Below are 14,410 nucleotides of genomic sequence, written 5' to 3'. Positions count from 1 at the left end.
GTGTCTATACATGAAAAAGGGTTGGTTGTTTACATTATTCGTGGTGTTGTCGGTTGTCCTGGCAGCTTGTGGTGGGAATAAGGCAGCGGATAATACAGGTGCAAGCAGTGGCACAGGATCAGAAGCTGCTGCACCAGCAGATCAAGCAAGTGAAGAAGTGGTCATCAAACATAAACTGGGCGAAACAACAGTAAAGAAAAATCCAGAGAAGGTCGTTGTTTTTGACTACGGTGTACTGGATTCACTGGATCAGCTTGGCGTTGAAGTTGCAGGGGTTCCGCAGGAAGGTGTACCTCCTTATCTGGACAAGTATAATGATGCGAAGTACACCAATGTTGGTGGTCTGAAAGAAGCTGATTTTGAGAAAGTTAACGCGATGAAACCAGATCTGATCATAATCTCGGGACGACTCCAAGATTCGTATGAAGAACTGAGTGAGATTGCACCAACCATATATATGGCGGTAGATACGGCAGATTATATGAATTCTCTGACCAGTAACGTGAAGACACTCGGGGACATCTTTGGTAAAGAAAAAGAAGCAGAAGAAGCCATTGCATCGATCGAAACATCCGTTAAGGCACTACATGACAAAGTAACGGCTGCAGGTAAAAATGCGCTAATCGTCCTGACAAACGAAGGTAAACTGAGCGCCTATGGTGCCGGTTCCCGTTTTGGTATTATTCATGACGTATTTGGTTTTACTCCGTCAGATGCGAACATTGAAGTATCCACACATGGGCAGAGCGTTTCATTTGAATATGTCATGGAGCAGAATCCGGATTACCTCTTTGTCGTTGATCGCAGTGCAGTGGTTGCAGGTAACGGTGAGGCATCCCCGGCAAAACAAGTGATCGAGAACGACTTGGTGAAAAATACAACAGCATATAAGGAAGGACATATTGTTTATCTGGATCCGAATTACTGGTATTTGTCTGGCGGTGGATTGGAATCCATTCAAGAAATGATTAAAGAAGTGGACGCAAGCATCAACTAAAGTGAAGTAACAATGTATGTGTTGGGTGTCAGGAAGGTCTCTGTTAAATACAGAGGCCTTTTTGCTGTCTGAAAACTCAGAGAATTTAATCGTAATTTTGCAAAAAAGACCACATAATTCCCGGCTGTCTGGCACAAGCTACCTTGTATAAAAAACAAGAACGGAGGGGCGGCATATGGCAGACAAGACATCTGGGAAAGACAAGTCCCGACAACCGGGACGAGCTTCAGAAGAGAAAAAACATATCCCTTTGGGACTGCCGTCCCCGCCTTTTCTACGGCAACCGATTAGTGCAGTACATGAAACTCAGATTCAAGCGGTAAAGGAGATCTTCTCCGAATGCTCGGATGTGGTTTTACGCAACGTCATGATTACGCCGGAAGTGAAAGGGCTTCTGGTCTATATTGAAGGCATTGTTAACTCGGCGGACATCCAAGAGCACATGCTGCGCCCAATTATTCGAGGGCTGGTACAGCAGCGTACAGATGAACCTGATGTTCCACTGGATGATACACGTGTTGAGCTAACACAGGTGAAGCGAGTGGATACCTGGGCTGCTGCGACAGAAGGGGTACTGGCATCGTCTGCCCTTCTGGTGATTGATGGAAGTAGTAAAGCCTGGATGTTCAATGTCAAAGGCGGCGTCAGACGTGGTGTGGAGGAACCGCAGACAGAATCCGTGATTCGGGGACCGCGAGAGGGATTTACCGAAACGCTCCGTGTGAATACGGCTTTACTGCGGTTTAAGCTGAAAACTCCCTCTCTCAAGATGGTGAGTATGACACTAGGCACAGAAACCAAGACCGATATCGTTCTGACTTATCTGGACGATATTGCTGATCCGAAGTTGATCCGGGACGTGAAGAAACGTCTGGAAAAAATAAAGATCGACGGCATTCTGGAGACGGGGTATATCGAGGAACTGATTGAAGACCACCCGTACTCTCCATTCCCGCAGATGCACTATTCCGAGCGTCCGGATACAGTAGCAGGCAACCTGTTGGAAGGGCGGTTTGCCATTATGGTAGACGGCACGCCCTTCGCGTTAATTGCTCCAGTCACGATCTGGCAGATGCTTCAGGCCAGTGAGGACTACTATGAACGATTCTTCATCAGTAATCTGGTACGCTGGATTCGCTTTTTATTCGTAGCCATTGCTCTATTTCTACCAGCGCTGTACATCGCTATTACGACATTTCACCAGGACATGCTGCCAACCACATTGATACTGAGTATTGCCGGGGCACGGGAAGCTATTCCTTTTCCGGCACTGGTTGAAGCTCTCATCATGGAGCTGTCGTTCGAAGCCCTCCGTGAAGCGGGGGTCAGGTTACCAAAAACAGTCGGTCAGGCAGTCAGTATTCTCGGTGCGCTCGTGATTGGGCAGGCCGCAGTTCAGGCAGGGATTGTGTCCGCACCAATGGTTATTATCGTATCCATGACAGGTATAGCTTCCTTTACAATTCCGCGGTTTAACTTTGCGATTACCGTGCGTTTGCTCCGATTTCCGATCATGTTACTGGCAGGTATGCTTGGACTATATGGCATCGTCATCGGTTTGGTCCTGATCTCGGTGCATCTGACACAGATGACTTCGTTTGGTGTGCCTTATCTGTCAGGTCTTAGCCCGTACAGTAAAACAGATACCAAGGATATTCTTATTCGTGTGCCGTGGTGGAAAATGATCAATCGTCCTTCTACGGTTCAGGATAACCAGAAACGGATGAAAGACAAGATCAATGGTTCGCCTGAAGCTGAGGAAGGATGGTGAACACATGTTTCTTATTCGTAAATTCCGCGCTGCATTGATGTTACTGCTGTGTACCCTTTTCATAGCAGGATGTTGGGATCGTAAGGAAATTAATGATATTGCCTTTGTGATTGGCGTAGCTGTTGATAAGGAGGACGACAATTACAGATCCAGTCTCCAGATTGCACTTCCCGGTCAATCCGGTACTACCGGCAGTTCGGGAGGTGGCGGTGGTACAAGCGGGGACAAATCATGGTTCATGTTGTCCAACACCGCGAAGACACTGAGGGGGACTACACTTGAAGGCCAAAAAGCACTCTCACGAACGATTTATTATGCGCATCGTCGTACCCTGCTTATTGGAGAGGACCTTGCCCGGGATGGCGTGGCTCCGATGCTCGATTTGTTTACGCGGTACCCACTCAACCGATTCTCTGCATTACCTGTTGTTACGAAAGGTGCGGCATATGAAGTCATGGATACGGATGCACCTATAGAGAAGTTTCCATCCGAGATGGTGAGAGAGTTGTGCTTTCTAAATATGCGTAATCCACGTTCTCTTAAAACGTTCACCGATTCCATTCTTAGTGAAGGGGTAGATCCATTCCTGCCGGTTGCTTCGAAAGTGGACAATGTTCCGAAAAGTTGGAAGGACACCAAAACCAACATCAAGTTGGATGGATTGGCCATTTTCAAGAAGGATAAACTGGTTGGCATGATTGACAAGGCTCCCGCTGATGCCCTGATTCTCGCCATGGGGGAAGCCAATGCACCAGAAGTTATGGTCAAGGCTCCGCGCGGAGATGGAGATATATTCATCAAATTGAACGAGAACAATTCTTCACTGCACCCCAGTGTCAAGAATGACAAGGTTACTGTGACCGTTCAATTGTATGCCAAAGGTGTGGTTGTAGATAACGAATCCAATTACGGTGATCTGCGTGAAAAAGAGATTTTAAAATTAAATGACGCGATCCACAAAAAAATAAAAGAGGATATCGTTGAAGGGGTTCGATTAATACAGCAAAAATATCATGCCGATATTCTCGGGATTGGTCGGTCGATCCATCAACAATTGCCTAAAGAATGGGACAAACTTAAGGATCGATGGGATGTTATCTATCCTGATGTTGAGGTGAATGTTGTCCCCCACGTCATTATTGAAAATGTAGGGGTAGTCAATAAACCGATCGGTGTCATGGAGGAGGATATCGTACATGATTAAACCACTGTTGTTCACCTATCTGGGGATGGTCATCATCGTGATTGTGATGGATTTCAGACATCTGAAGCAGGCGGCGGTCATTAATCGCTGGTTATCTTATGGCTTGATTGCATTAGGAACTGGCCTTTGGTTCTATGTAACCCATTTAAGTAAAACCTTTTTTGTAGCGGTATGGATCAGCCATGTCATCCAGCGATTCTTACCGCTTCCATAGATACGGACTAGAAATGGTGCGGAGTACAGATTGAATAAAAGAAAGGAGGTATAGTATGAATCAAAGTGTGACTTCTCGACAACTTGTACTACTCGTGCTGCTGCTCAGTATGACGGGCACGTTGATTCAACCCCATGCACAGGCCATTTATTATGCGGAACAGCATGCTTATCTCTCGTATGTGCCAGTTGTTCTCGTGATGATTATATCCATGTTGATGGTAAGCCGAATTCAGCGAAGATTTCCGAATCAGGATCTATTTGAGGCGCTTGTTGAGCGGTTCCCCTTTATGGGGAGACTCGCAGGCGTAATGTACATTTTGTTTTTTTTCTTCATATTCGCTAGAGATATCCGATTAATTGGTGATTATGTAAGTATAACTTTGCTAGAGACAACGCCGATATCCATTGTGGTATTGTCACTCATGATTATGGCGGTATTTATCGTCAGAGGTGGGCTGGGTTCGTTGATCGGAATGTCAGAACTATATGTTACCCTGTTCCTGTTGAACTCTATCATTGTGCCTTTCATGCTTATTCAACAGTTGAATATGGATAATCTGATGCCCTATTTTCATGTCGATGTGGCAGGTGTAGGCAAAGGAAGTTGGTACATATTTTCTTTTTATGGAGAGATGATCGCCTTGCCTTTTGTCGTCAAAGGCAGTGATTTTCGCTTCAAGCCTGTGTTATGGGGCATCATCATCTCGGGATTGCTGATGATGCTGATTCTTGTGGAAACCATCACGTCGATTGGTGTGCCTATTGCTTCCAGACTGGTATACCCTTCATATGAACTGGCAAGGCAGCTGCAAATTAGTGATTTTCTGGATCGGTTTGACCTGGCACTGGCAGCGGCGACCTTGCCTGCCATGATTACGAAGATTGCATTTGATCTGTACTTTGTCTGTTGGGGACTGAAGCGAATGATCCCGAACGTTTCGGGAAAGGTCATGACAGGTCCGGTGGCACTGTTAGGCTTTGTTTGTGCATTCTGGTTTTTCAGAAACGCCATTCAGCTTTATCGTTTTACCCGGGAATGGACTTGGATTGCCATTGTTTTTGAAGTGCTGTTCCCTATGGTGCTGTTTCTTTTCCTTCGTCCTCGCAAAAAGGATAAAAAAGAATCTACCCAACAGAGATCGGGAGACCAGTCCAAGAAAGAGAAGCAAAAAGCCTCTGATTCGGAGAAGAATGGAGAGAAAAAAAGGCAGGATTCTCATGGTGGAGAACTCCAGCCTTCCTGATACATTCCATCAAAAATCGTTATAGATGAAATGGGCAAAAAGAGGGTAAGCGCAGTTTCCCTTCACAGGAGTACCCTGTATACTGTAGTCAGACTGATGAACATTCGGCTGAACTAACGGGGGGAACATGAATGGCTCAACATTTGGCAGGTGTACGTGTAGCATTGACAGGACCGCGAAAATCGAAAGAAATGTCCATACTGGTGGAAAAAATGGGCGGTATTCCGCTTGTGCGACCGGCACAGGGAACGGTATTTCTGGATGATCGGAATATCAGGGACGGGCTGGTATCCTGGATCTCAGACCCGCCAGACTGGGCGGTGTTAACGACAGGTATGGGATTGGATGCACTGTTTGAAATGGCTGAGGATATGGATGTCGCAGGCCAATTGTTGGATGTATTATCGGAATCCTCAATTGCAGCGAGGGGATACAAGACGGTGAATGCACTCAAAAAGCGCAAGTTAACACCGCTGGTACGAGATGATGACGGTAGCACGGATGGGCTCATTCGAGAATTCGCCCCACATGATCTCGCAGGGAAAAAGGTTATATTGCAGCTTCATGGGGAGACAGCTCCCAAACTCGTTGCATGGTTGGAAGAACAAGGTGCAATCGTCAGACAAGTGCTTCCTTACCGCCATGTCCCGCCAGAAGAGGCAGAGCTGGAACAACTGTTGAATGAAATTCTAAAGTTCGAGGTAGATGCTGTTGCGTTCACGAGTGGACCGCAGGTCAGATTTCTGACCCATTATGCGGCCTCTCAGGACAAGCTTGAGCCGATGCTTGCAGCCTTCAGACAAGGTGTAATTCCTGCGTCTGTAGGTAAAGTTACAGCAAACTCCATGCGTGAAGAAGGTATTGAGGCACTGGTCATTCCGGAGGAAGAGAAGATGGGCGCACTCATCGTTGAGCTTGGACGTTACTTTGCAGCAGGGCGTGCGGCCAAGATTAGAGATTAGTGGCCTGCTTTTAGATCAGTTCGACAAAAAGCTTTTGGCGTCGCTTCATGAATAAAAAGTGTGCATTAAGCTTAACCGCATCGCTATATGATGCGGTTTTGTTTATATTATAGAATCTATACGTTTTCAGCGGAGCTGAAGGATTCGATAATCGCAAGAAAAGGTGGAAATGACGATGAGCATTGCAAATCGTAACACCAGACCCCGACTGATCATTGCAGGCACCGGAAGTGGTGCAGGGAAAACGACAGTAACCCTGGGGCTGATGAGAGCACTTGCCCAGCGTGGTTTAAGTGTACAAGGGTTCAAATGCGGCCCGGACTATATTGATCCGACATACCATACCGCTGTCACAGGCAGACCGTCACGTAATCTGGATGCATGGATGACATCGCCTGAGTATGTGAGAGATACGTTCGAGAAGGCATCGGCGGGGCATGATATTTCCATTATAGAAGGCGTTATGGGCCTCTATGATGGCAAAGATCCACTCAGCAATACAGGCTCAACTGCAGAGATTGCTCTGGTCACGCAGTCCCCTGTCATCCTGGTTGTGGACGTACGCAGCATGGCTCGCAGTGCGGCCGCAATTGTACTGGGGTTTCAACAATTGGAGCCTGAATTAAATATTGCCGGAGTGATCGTTAACCGGTGTGGAAGTGCGGGTCATTATACCATTGTGAAAAAAGCCATTGAGCAGATGTGCGGCATTCCGGTGGTTGGCTGGCTGAAGCGGGACGAGGGCATGTTCATCCCTGAGAGACATCTGGGACTGGTACCTGCCATTGAGCGCGGTGAACTGGAACCATTATTTCAGCGGGCTGCCGATGTGTTAATGGAAGGCACCGATCTGGATCTTCTGCTGGAGCTGGCAGCAAGCGCCCCGCCTTTGAATGCAGAAAAAGTGAGTCCTGCGACTACTACCCACATAGATTCAGCTAATACTGAACCAGGTTCGAATTACGATCCACATTCCAATTCAGTGATCCACGTTAATAATCGACATGTATCATATGAGGTACAGCCTGTTATAGCCGTTGCGCGCGATGCGGCATTTAATTTCTATTATCCCGATAATCTGGAATTGCTCGAAGCAGCCGGGGCCCGATTACATTACTTCAGTCCGCTCGCTGGCGAAAGCATTCCAACAGATGTGGATGGCGTCTATTTGGGCGGTGGGTTTCCCGAGGAGTTTGCAGCGGAGATTGCCGGTAACCAAGGGTTCTTGAAAGGACTTCGACAGGCAGCACAATCCAACATGCCTTTATTCGCCGAGTGTGGTGGTTACATGGTGCTTGGAGAAACGTTGACCGACCGTGAGGGCGTCACCTTCGACATGGCGGGCATTATCCCCGCACAGGTGCAGATGCAGAAGAAGCGCGCTGCGCTTGGCTACCGTGAAGCAAGTAGCGTTCGGGATTCCTTTTTGCTGAAAAAGGGTGAAGTACTTAGGGGTCATGAATTTCATTATTCGACAATGACCTATCGTGATGAAGAAACGATCCCTTATGCGTATGAGACCAAGGGGTTACGTGGCTTGAACCAAGAAGGGTATGCCGCAGGCAACATCGTGGCGGGGTATACGCACGTTCATCTGGGCTCTTATCCGGCAGCCGCTCGAAGATGGGTGGAACATTGTTCAGCCTATCGGCAGGAGCGATATATACAGAGATAATAGCAGCTATTTATAGCTTGAATAGATAGCTTAATTCAATAAGCAAAATGGCTCTAATCTCACTTTTACCTCCTGAGTCTTTGGTCGTGAAGTTGGCGATCCCATTCTGAATTAAAGGTTTTCAGATGAATATGTGGAATGAATAAAAGACAGAATCATTTTGCGAGGGAGGGACATCATGATGAGAACCGTATGTGTAACGGGAGCTGCCCGGGGATTGGGATTGGCTTTGACGGCACAGATGCTGAAGAGAGGGTATCTTGTGTATGCGGCCGGTCTGGACGTGGAAGATTCCGAGGGAATTCGTATGCTTGCAGAAGGATATCCGGACCATCTGCGCGCCATCGAACTGGATATTGCAGACGACCTGTCGGTAGCTCTGTTCACGGAGACATTGAAGCTGGATACGAATCATTTGGATATGCTGATCAATAATGCGGCTATACTAGGAAGTATTACGGATCATATCCGCGGGCCGTTGAATATGGCGGAGATGGCTGAAGTATTTAATGTGAACACCTTAGGTACACTTCGTGTGACTCATTCCCTGTTACCCCTCCTTCTTCAAGGACAGGTCAAGCTAATTGTTGATATCTCTTCCGAGGCTGGAAGTATAGAACAATGCAGTCGGGATGGGTGGTATGCCTATTGTATGTCCAAAGCTGCTTTGAACATGCAGGCCCGTCTTGTGCACAATGGTCTGAAGGATGAAGGCGGACAAGTGATGCTTGTGCATCCCGGTTGGGTACAGAGTTATATGCGGGGTGAATTGGATGTTGCTGCGGATCTCACGCCCGAGCAATCTGCACAGCATATCGCAGTACTTATCGACCGCCATGAACAGTTTAAAGGAGATCAACCCGCATATGTGGACTACAAGGGCGAGAAGCTCCCCTGGTAGTTGATTGATACAGTGAGGTGAACAAGAAAGGAGATTGATTGAATGGATCATCGTAAAAAAGCATTACTACTTGGCGATTATACACATCCGGATTGGCACCCGCTTCAAGGTGTGGATGCGGAGATTAGCCGAATTTTCCATGATACTATGACTGTGCAGTGCAGTGAGAATCGGAATATGCTGCTGCAAGAAAATATAACCGGGTTTGATGTATGTATCTCATACATGGACGATTGGAAGGGGAAAGTCTCTCCACAGCAGACAGCAGGTTTGTTGTCCTATGTAAGTAATGGAGGTGGACTGGTCATTATACATAACGGCATTTCCCTTCAAAATCGTTATGAACTCAAACAGATGATCGGTGCCAAGTTCCTGCATCATCCGGCTTATGCACCACTTGAATTCACTGTAACGGAGGAAAGCCATCCCGTGACGGAGGGCATTTCGAATTTCACAATGGAAGAAGAGCCGTATCAGTTCGAATTTGGTTCTTTTGCCGAAACGAAAATATTGCTTGAATATCAATCCGAAGATGGACCAAAGCCTGCGGTATGGGCTCATCGATATGGTGTTGGACGTATTGTTTATTTGATGCCGGGTCACCATGTACCGTCTTTTGCACACGAAACATACCGCAAGTTACTCCTGCAAGCAGGCAAATGGGCTGCACGTTACGTCTGATCGGACTGACATTTTTGCATGCGGAGTGTAAGGGGTATAATATAGAGATCAACGAAGAGGAGGATGACAAAAATGAGCGATTTGTTCAAAAAGGCGATCTCGTTAGGGCTTGGTCTTACTGTCGTAAGCAAAGAAAAAATTGAGAAAACCGTGGATGATTTGGTCAAGCGTGGGGAACTTGCGCCCGGTGAATCCAAAGCTTTGGTTGAACGCCTGATGGAACGGGGCGATGAAGAACAAGGCCAGTTCAAGAGAGTGATTCAGGAACAGGTCAAGCGCGTGCTTCAGGAAGCTGGTGTGGCATCCGAAAGTGATGTAACCAGTCTGGAACAGCGTGTTGCCGTTCTGGAGAAAAAACTTGCTGAACTGGGCCACTCACCACAGCTTCAACCTGATGAATCCCCAGCTCCACTTGAAGTTCCTCCTCCTCTCAAAGGAAACGAGATCGAGTAGATGGCAGTGCGAATCAAACATGTCGGCAGATACCGTGAAATTGCCATGGCGCTCGTGCGTCATGGCTTCGGTTATATGGTCGAGGAGCTGGGATTGTTCCAGTTGCTGGCTCTGCCCAGACGGTGGATGTCGCGTGAAGCACATACCACCAAAACGCTGAGTGAACGCATCAGGCTTGTGCTGCAGGAGCTGGGGCCAGCTTTCGTCAAGCTGGGGCAACTCGCAAGCACAAGGGCAGATCTATTGCCTGAGTCTGTCATTCGTGAGTTGGTGAAGTTGCAGGATCAGGTCCCGCCGTTCTCTTCCGAGACGGCACGGGGTATTTTGGAACAGGAATTGGATACACCGCTGGAGGAGATCTTTTCCCGGTTCGAGGATACCCCTGTAGCTGCGGCCAGCATTGGACAGGTGCATCTGGGCAAACTTCGAAGCGGTGAATCGGTAGCCATCAAGATTCAGCGGCCGGGTATATCGCGTATTGTGCAGCGTGACCTGGATATTTTGCGTGAACTGACAGCCATGGCCGAGAAGCGCTGGGATTGGGTGAAGCAATATCAGATTCCGCAAATGGTAGAAGAATACGCCCAGGCATTGATGGCTGAGCTGGATTATACGGTCGAAGGCCGGAATACGGAAAAGATTGCACAGCAATACCAACAGGACAACAAGGTGAAAATCCCGACAATTTACTGGGATCAGACGTCGTCACGTGTGCTCACGATGGAGTATATCGAAGGTATCAAACTCAATGATCGTGAAGAACTGGTCAGACGCGGCCATGATCTGAATAATATTGCTGAGCGGCTGGTGGACTCATTATTGAATCAGATCTTTATTCATGGATTCTTTCACGCTGACCCACATCCGGGTAACCTGATGGTATTGAAGGATGGACGTCTTGCCTTTATAGACTTCGGTATGGTGGGCAGTCTGAGCGATGAGATGAAACAGCAGCTTGCTTCGCTTATTATTGGGTTAATGCGCAAAGATACAGACAGTATGATCCGGGCCATTGAGAAATTGGGCATGATGCCAGATGACATGGATCTGCGTGGGCTTCATGTGGATTTGGACAAGTTGCGTAGCAAATATTACGATATTCCCTTTTCCAAGATTAGTGTGGGTCAGGCGTTAAATGACTTGTTCGGCGTAGCCCAGAGGCACCGGGTTGTCATGACTGCCGATATTCTGCTGCTCGGTAAATCGTTGCTGACGATGGAAGGTGTGATTGAACATCTTGATCCTTCCCTGAGCATTGTAGATATGGCTGAACCCTTTGGCCGTAAGCTGATCAAGGAACGTTTTAGCGCAGGAAGAATCAAGAATCGGTTGTTCCGCAGTGCGGCTGATATGGCCGAGAGTGTCATTGGTCTGCCAGGGCAGTTAAGGCAGTTATCATCCATTATTAGCAAAGGCAAGCTGAGGCTGGAGATTAGTGTCCCTGAACTGGATGCACTCATGCGTAGAATGGACCAGATTAGCAATCGGCTGTCCTTCAGTATCGTGTTACTCGCTTTTTGTATCATCATGGTGGGATTGATTATCGGTTCGTCCATCAGTCATCAATCCACGATGCTGTGGGATATTCCGGTCATTGAAATTGGTTTCCTGGTGGCGATTCTGATGGTGGCTTTCCTGCTCTATTCGATATTCAAATCCGGAAGATTCTAGCATAGCAATGCGATAATACCCGTTAAAGAGACTTTTATCAAAGGATCTTTACGGGTTATTTTTTTGTGAATAGAGCATGGGTGAGTAAATTATAGAAAGATTAAGATAATAGGAGATAAGGTTCTGTTTTTTCGCCTTAATTGTATTAGTACATATCCAGTCCTGTGACTATAATAATAGGTCAGTACATTAACGGACCCGGTTTTTCTGAGAGGGGAAAACCTATTGGCATCAGGATCAGCTCCTGATGTCGCATGAGTAAGTCAGCTGAGGCAGTAATGGAACACCAACGGTACACACTGGAACGGAAACGACGTAAGCGCTCAATAACCCGTCAAGGCTATACGGATGGCGAAGAATGATGCAATTCAGGCAGGAGCATAGGCGAATGATGCGGAGAGGATTCCGTTGTTTTGTGCTGTCCTGGGTAGTTGGTTAGTGTGAACGGCTTCCGTTACTCTTCAGTAGAATTGTCCATTATAAGGAATACACGTAGGAGGAACGGCAAGAACATATGAATACTTTAAAACAACAATGGTTTGGCAACATTCGCGGAGACGTGCTGGCAGGCATTACGGTAGCGCTGGCGTTAATTCCGGAAGCCATTGCGTTCTCCATCATTGCAGGTGTTGATCCGATGGTCGGATTGTACGCTTCAATTACAATTGCGATTGTGATCTCGATTGCTGGTGGAAGACCAGGCATGATCTCGGCGGCAACAGGTGCCATGGCGGTACTGATGGTTGGACTGGTCAAGGATTATGGCGTTGAATATCTTTTTGCAGCTACGATTTTGACGGGCATTATTCAGTTTCTGCTTGGCATATTTAAGGTTGGGCGATTTATTACGTTTGTGCCTCATTCGGTACTGACTGGATTCGTGAATGCACTGGCTATCCTGATCTTTATGGCGCAGTTAACCCACTTCACGGGAGCGAACTGGATCATGTATGCGATGGTAGCGGGTACGTTAGCGATCGTTTATATTTTGCCACGGTTTTTCAAAGGCATTCCGGCTCCACTGATTGCAATCATCGTGATGACGATTATTACCGTAGTGTTTCATTTGGATGTAAAAACAGTAGGCAACATGGGAAATATAACGAGTACTCTGCCGATGTTCCACTTGCCGAATATTGCATGGACTTGGGACACGCTGATGATTTTGCTGCCTTACTCATTCACCATGGCACTGGTTGGATTGCTGGAATCTCTGCTGACGGCAACCATCGTGGATGAGATGACAGAGACGAAGAGCAGCAAGAACCGTGAAGTGCGGGGTCAGGGTATCGCGAATTTTGTGAACGGTTTGTTTGGCGGCATGGGCGGCTGTGCGATGATCGGGCAGTCGGTCATTAATGTGAAGTCTGGCGGACGTGGAAGATTATCTACGTTTACTGCGGGTGCGTTTCTCGCGATCCTGTTGTTGCTGTTTAGCGGTGTGGTGAAACAGGTACCGATGGGTGCGCTCGTCGGTGTAATGTTTATGGTGTGCATCGGAACATTCGACTGGAGTTCCATCAAAAATATTGCTCGCGTGCCGCGAGCGGAAGCCTTTGTCATGATCGTAACGGTGGCGATTGTGGTCTATACCCACGATCTGTCGATCGGGGTTATGGTCGGCGTTGTGCTCAGTGTGCTGCATTTTGGCTGGAAACAGACCAAGATCCGCGTACGGGCGAGCCAGGAACAAGGGCAGAAAGTATACCGGGTTCACGGACCATTCTTCTTCGGTTCTTCGTCCCGCTTCGTGGATGAGTTCAATGCGGAAGCCGATCCGAAGGAGATCACGATTGATTTCGGAGGGTCACATATCTGGGACAATACTGCGGTTGTGGCTATAGGCAAAGTGAAATTCAAATACGCGAAGCTGGGCAAAACTGTGCACCTGCGCGGGTTAAACGAGGAAAGCTCCCGTATTCTTGAACGGAGTGGATTTGCGACAGCGGGCGGTTCTTAACTTGGTTGGACGAAGGTGTACTGTCGGAACATAGTTACGCGGACAAGGTGAAAACTCAAAGTGAGTGAACATGTGAACATGTGACATCCCTATGAAGTAGACAACATAAATAGATATTTTTTAATCAGCGGCGCACTTTTTCCCAATGTAAGTTGGGGAGAGGGCGTCGTTGTTTTTATTAGAAAATATGGTGTGTACAGCGTTGGAGTTGTAAAAGAAGCAATAGTAGTAGATCTAGTGGCAGTTCTAATGGTAGTAATGGTACTTCTAGTAGAAGTATAGGTAGTGTTGATTCTTTTTGGTTGTTGTTGTTGTTGTTGTTGTTGTTGTTGTTGTTGTTGTTGTTCCTAGTTCTAGTTTTGCAGTTGGTGTTCTGGTTCTAGTAAATGTTGTTATTTCTGTAGCTGATGTTATTGTATTCAAGCCTCTGTCCTTCAGTATGTGTAATTCCTAACGAACCTGACACGTCTTATATGGGGGTATTTCATGTTTTCGTTATTTTAACGAATCTCAGACATCTTATTTTGACAATATCGCAAAAAAGAAGCCCTACAGCTGATGTTTCCGGGTAATAAGGTGGCTGGAGTTCGTTAGAAATTACAAACCGCTATAATCGACGGAATAAGGTGTCCTCGGTTCGTTAGAATTAGTGGTGGTAATCACATCGTGAAAACT

The 14,410-nt window shown here is 47.1% G+C and carries 12 protein-coding genes; all 12 read left to right on the top strand.

The features are described 5' to 3' along the window. Nucleotides 1-10: 10 nt before the first annotated feature. The 12 genes from MKY87_RS13560 to MKY87_RS13505 all read left to right on the top strand — a co-directional run bounded on the left by MKY87_RS13560 (nt 11) and on the right by MKY87_RS13505 (nt 13,735). On the top strand, nt 11-997 hold the full coding sequence (locus tag MKY87_RS13560) for a siderophore ABC transporter substrate-binding protein (protein WP_339788271.1): 987 nt from the start codon (nt 11-13) through the stop codon (nt 995-997). A 175-nt stretch (nt 998-1,172) separates the two neighbouring features. Continuing rightward, nucleotides 1,173-2,768 carry a spore germination protein gene (locus MKY87_RS13555; protein ID WP_339788274.1) on the top strand — a complete coding sequence of 532 codons (1,596 nt, stop codon included), beginning with the start codon at nt 1,173-1,175 and terminating at the stop codon, nt 2,766-2,768. 4 nt (nt 2,769-2,772) lie between these two features. Beyond that, nucleotides 2,773-3,972: a Ger(x)C family spore germination protein gene (locus MKY87_RS13550; protein ID WP_338588898.1), complete on the top strand. Its 1,200-nt coding sequence runs from the start codon at nt 2,773-2,775 to the stop codon at nt 3,970-3,972. Further along, nucleotides 3,965-4,186 carry a hypothetical protein gene (locus MKY87_RS13545; RefSeq protein ID WP_338588895.1) on the top strand — a complete coding sequence of 74 codons (222 nt, stop codon included), beginning with the start codon at nt 3,965-3,967 and terminating at the stop codon, nt 4,184-4,186. The genes MKY87_RS13550 and MKY87_RS13545 overlap by 8 nt, the downstream gene beginning before the upstream one ends. A 55-nt stretch (nt 4,187-4,241) precedes the next feature. Continuing rightward, entirely contained in the window at nt 4,242-5,432 is a 1,191-nt protein-coding gene (locus MKY87_RS13540; protein WP_340964881.1) for a GerAB/ArcD/ProY family transporter, read from the top strand. Between the two features lie 131 nt (nt 5,433-5,563). Beyond that, a complete protein-coding gene (locus MKY87_RS13535; RefSeq protein WP_340964879.1) occupies nt 5,564-6,394 on the top strand; it encodes a uroporphyrinogen-III synthase in 831 nt (276 codons plus the stop codon). Between the two features lie 175 nt (nt 6,395-6,569). Further along, complete coding sequence (locus tag MKY87_RS13530; protein ID WP_339788280.1) at nt 6,570-8,069, top strand: cobyrinate a,c-diamide synthase; 1,500 nt, start codon at nt 6,570-6,572, stop codon at nt 8,067-8,069. A 178-nt stretch (nt 8,070-8,247) separates the two neighbouring features. Further along, nucleotides 8,248-8,970 (top strand): SDR family oxidoreductase, encoded by a 723-nt coding sequence (locus tag MKY87_RS13525; protein ID WP_235193706.1) that lies wholly within the window; start codon nt 8,248-8,250, stop codon nt 8,968-8,970. Between the two features lie 42 nt (nt 8,971-9,012). After that, complete coding sequence (locus MKY87_RS13520) at nt 9,013-9,651, top strand: ThuA domain-containing protein (RefSeq protein WP_338588883.1); 639 nt, start codon at nt 9,013-9,015, stop codon at nt 9,649-9,651. A 72-nt stretch (nt 9,652-9,723) separates the two neighbouring features. Continuing rightward, on the top strand, nt 9,724-10,104 hold the full coding sequence (locus tag MKY87_RS13515) for a phasin family protein (RefSeq protein WP_253441470.1): 381 nt from the start codon (nt 9,724-9,726) through the stop codon (nt 10,102-10,104). Continuing rightward, a complete protein-coding gene (locus tag MKY87_RS13510) occupies nt 10,105-11,775 on the top strand; it encodes an ABC1 kinase family protein (protein ID WP_340964876.1) in 1,671 nt (556 codons plus the stop codon). Between the two features lie 514 nt (nt 11,776-12,289). Next, nucleotides 12,290-13,735, top strand: a complete 1,446-nt coding sequence (locus MKY87_RS13505; protein WP_340964874.1) for a SulP family inorganic anion transporter — start codon at nt 12,290-12,292, stop codon at nt 13,733-13,735. Nucleotides 13,736-14,410: the final 675 nt, after the last annotated feature.

Source organism: Paenibacillus sp. FSL R7-0198 (assembly GCF_038000415.1).
In the GTDB taxonomy this organism is placed as follows: Bacteria; Bacillota; Bacilli; order Paenibacillales; family Paenibacillaceae; genus Paenibacillus.
The sequence above is the reverse complement of the archived record's forward strand: the minus strand, read 5'-3'. Positions and strand labels throughout refer to the sequence as shown.

Coding starts and splice junctions, on each gene's coding strand:
- MKY87_RS13560 (WP_339788271.1), top strand. CDS start 11: ATGAAAAAGGGTTGGTTGTTTACATTATTCGTGGTGTTGTCGGTTGTC.
- MKY87_RS13555 (WP_339788274.1), top strand. CDS start 1,173: ATGGCAGACAAGACATCTGGGAAAGACAAGTCCCGACAACCGGGACGA.
- MKY87_RS13550 (WP_338588898.1), top strand. CDS start 2,773: ATGTTTCTTATTCGTAAATTCCGCGCTGCATTGATGTTACTGCTGTGT.
- MKY87_RS13545 (WP_338588895.1), top strand. CDS start 3,965: ATGATTAAACCACTGTTGTTCACCTATCTGGGGATGGTCATCATCGTG.
- MKY87_RS13540 (WP_340964881.1), top strand. CDS start 4,242: ATGAATCAAAGTGTGACTTCTCGACAACTTGTACTACTCGTGCTGCTG.
- MKY87_RS13535 (WP_340964879.1), top strand. CDS start 5,564: ATGGCTCAACATTTGGCAGGTGTACGTGTAGCATTGACAGGACCGCGA.
- MKY87_RS13530 (WP_339788280.1), top strand. CDS start 6,570: ATGAGCATTGCAAATCGTAACACCAGACCCCGACTGATCATTGCAGGC.
- MKY87_RS13525 (WP_235193706.1), top strand. CDS start 8,248: ATGATGAGAACCGTATGTGTAACGGGAGCTGCCCGGGGATTGGGATTG.
- MKY87_RS13520 (WP_338588883.1), top strand. CDS start 9,013: ATGGATCATCGTAAAAAAGCATTACTACTTGGCGATTATACACATCCG.
- MKY87_RS13515 (WP_253441470.1), top strand. CDS start 9,724: ATGAGCGATTTGTTCAAAAAGGCGATCTCGTTAGGGCTTGGTCTTACT.
- MKY87_RS13510 (WP_340964876.1), top strand. CDS start 10,105: ATGGCAGTGCGAATCAAACATGTCGGCAGATACCGTGAAATTGCCATG.
- MKY87_RS13505 (WP_340964874.1), top strand. CDS start 12,290: ATGAATACTTTAAAACAACAATGGTTTGGCAACATTCGCGGAGACGTG.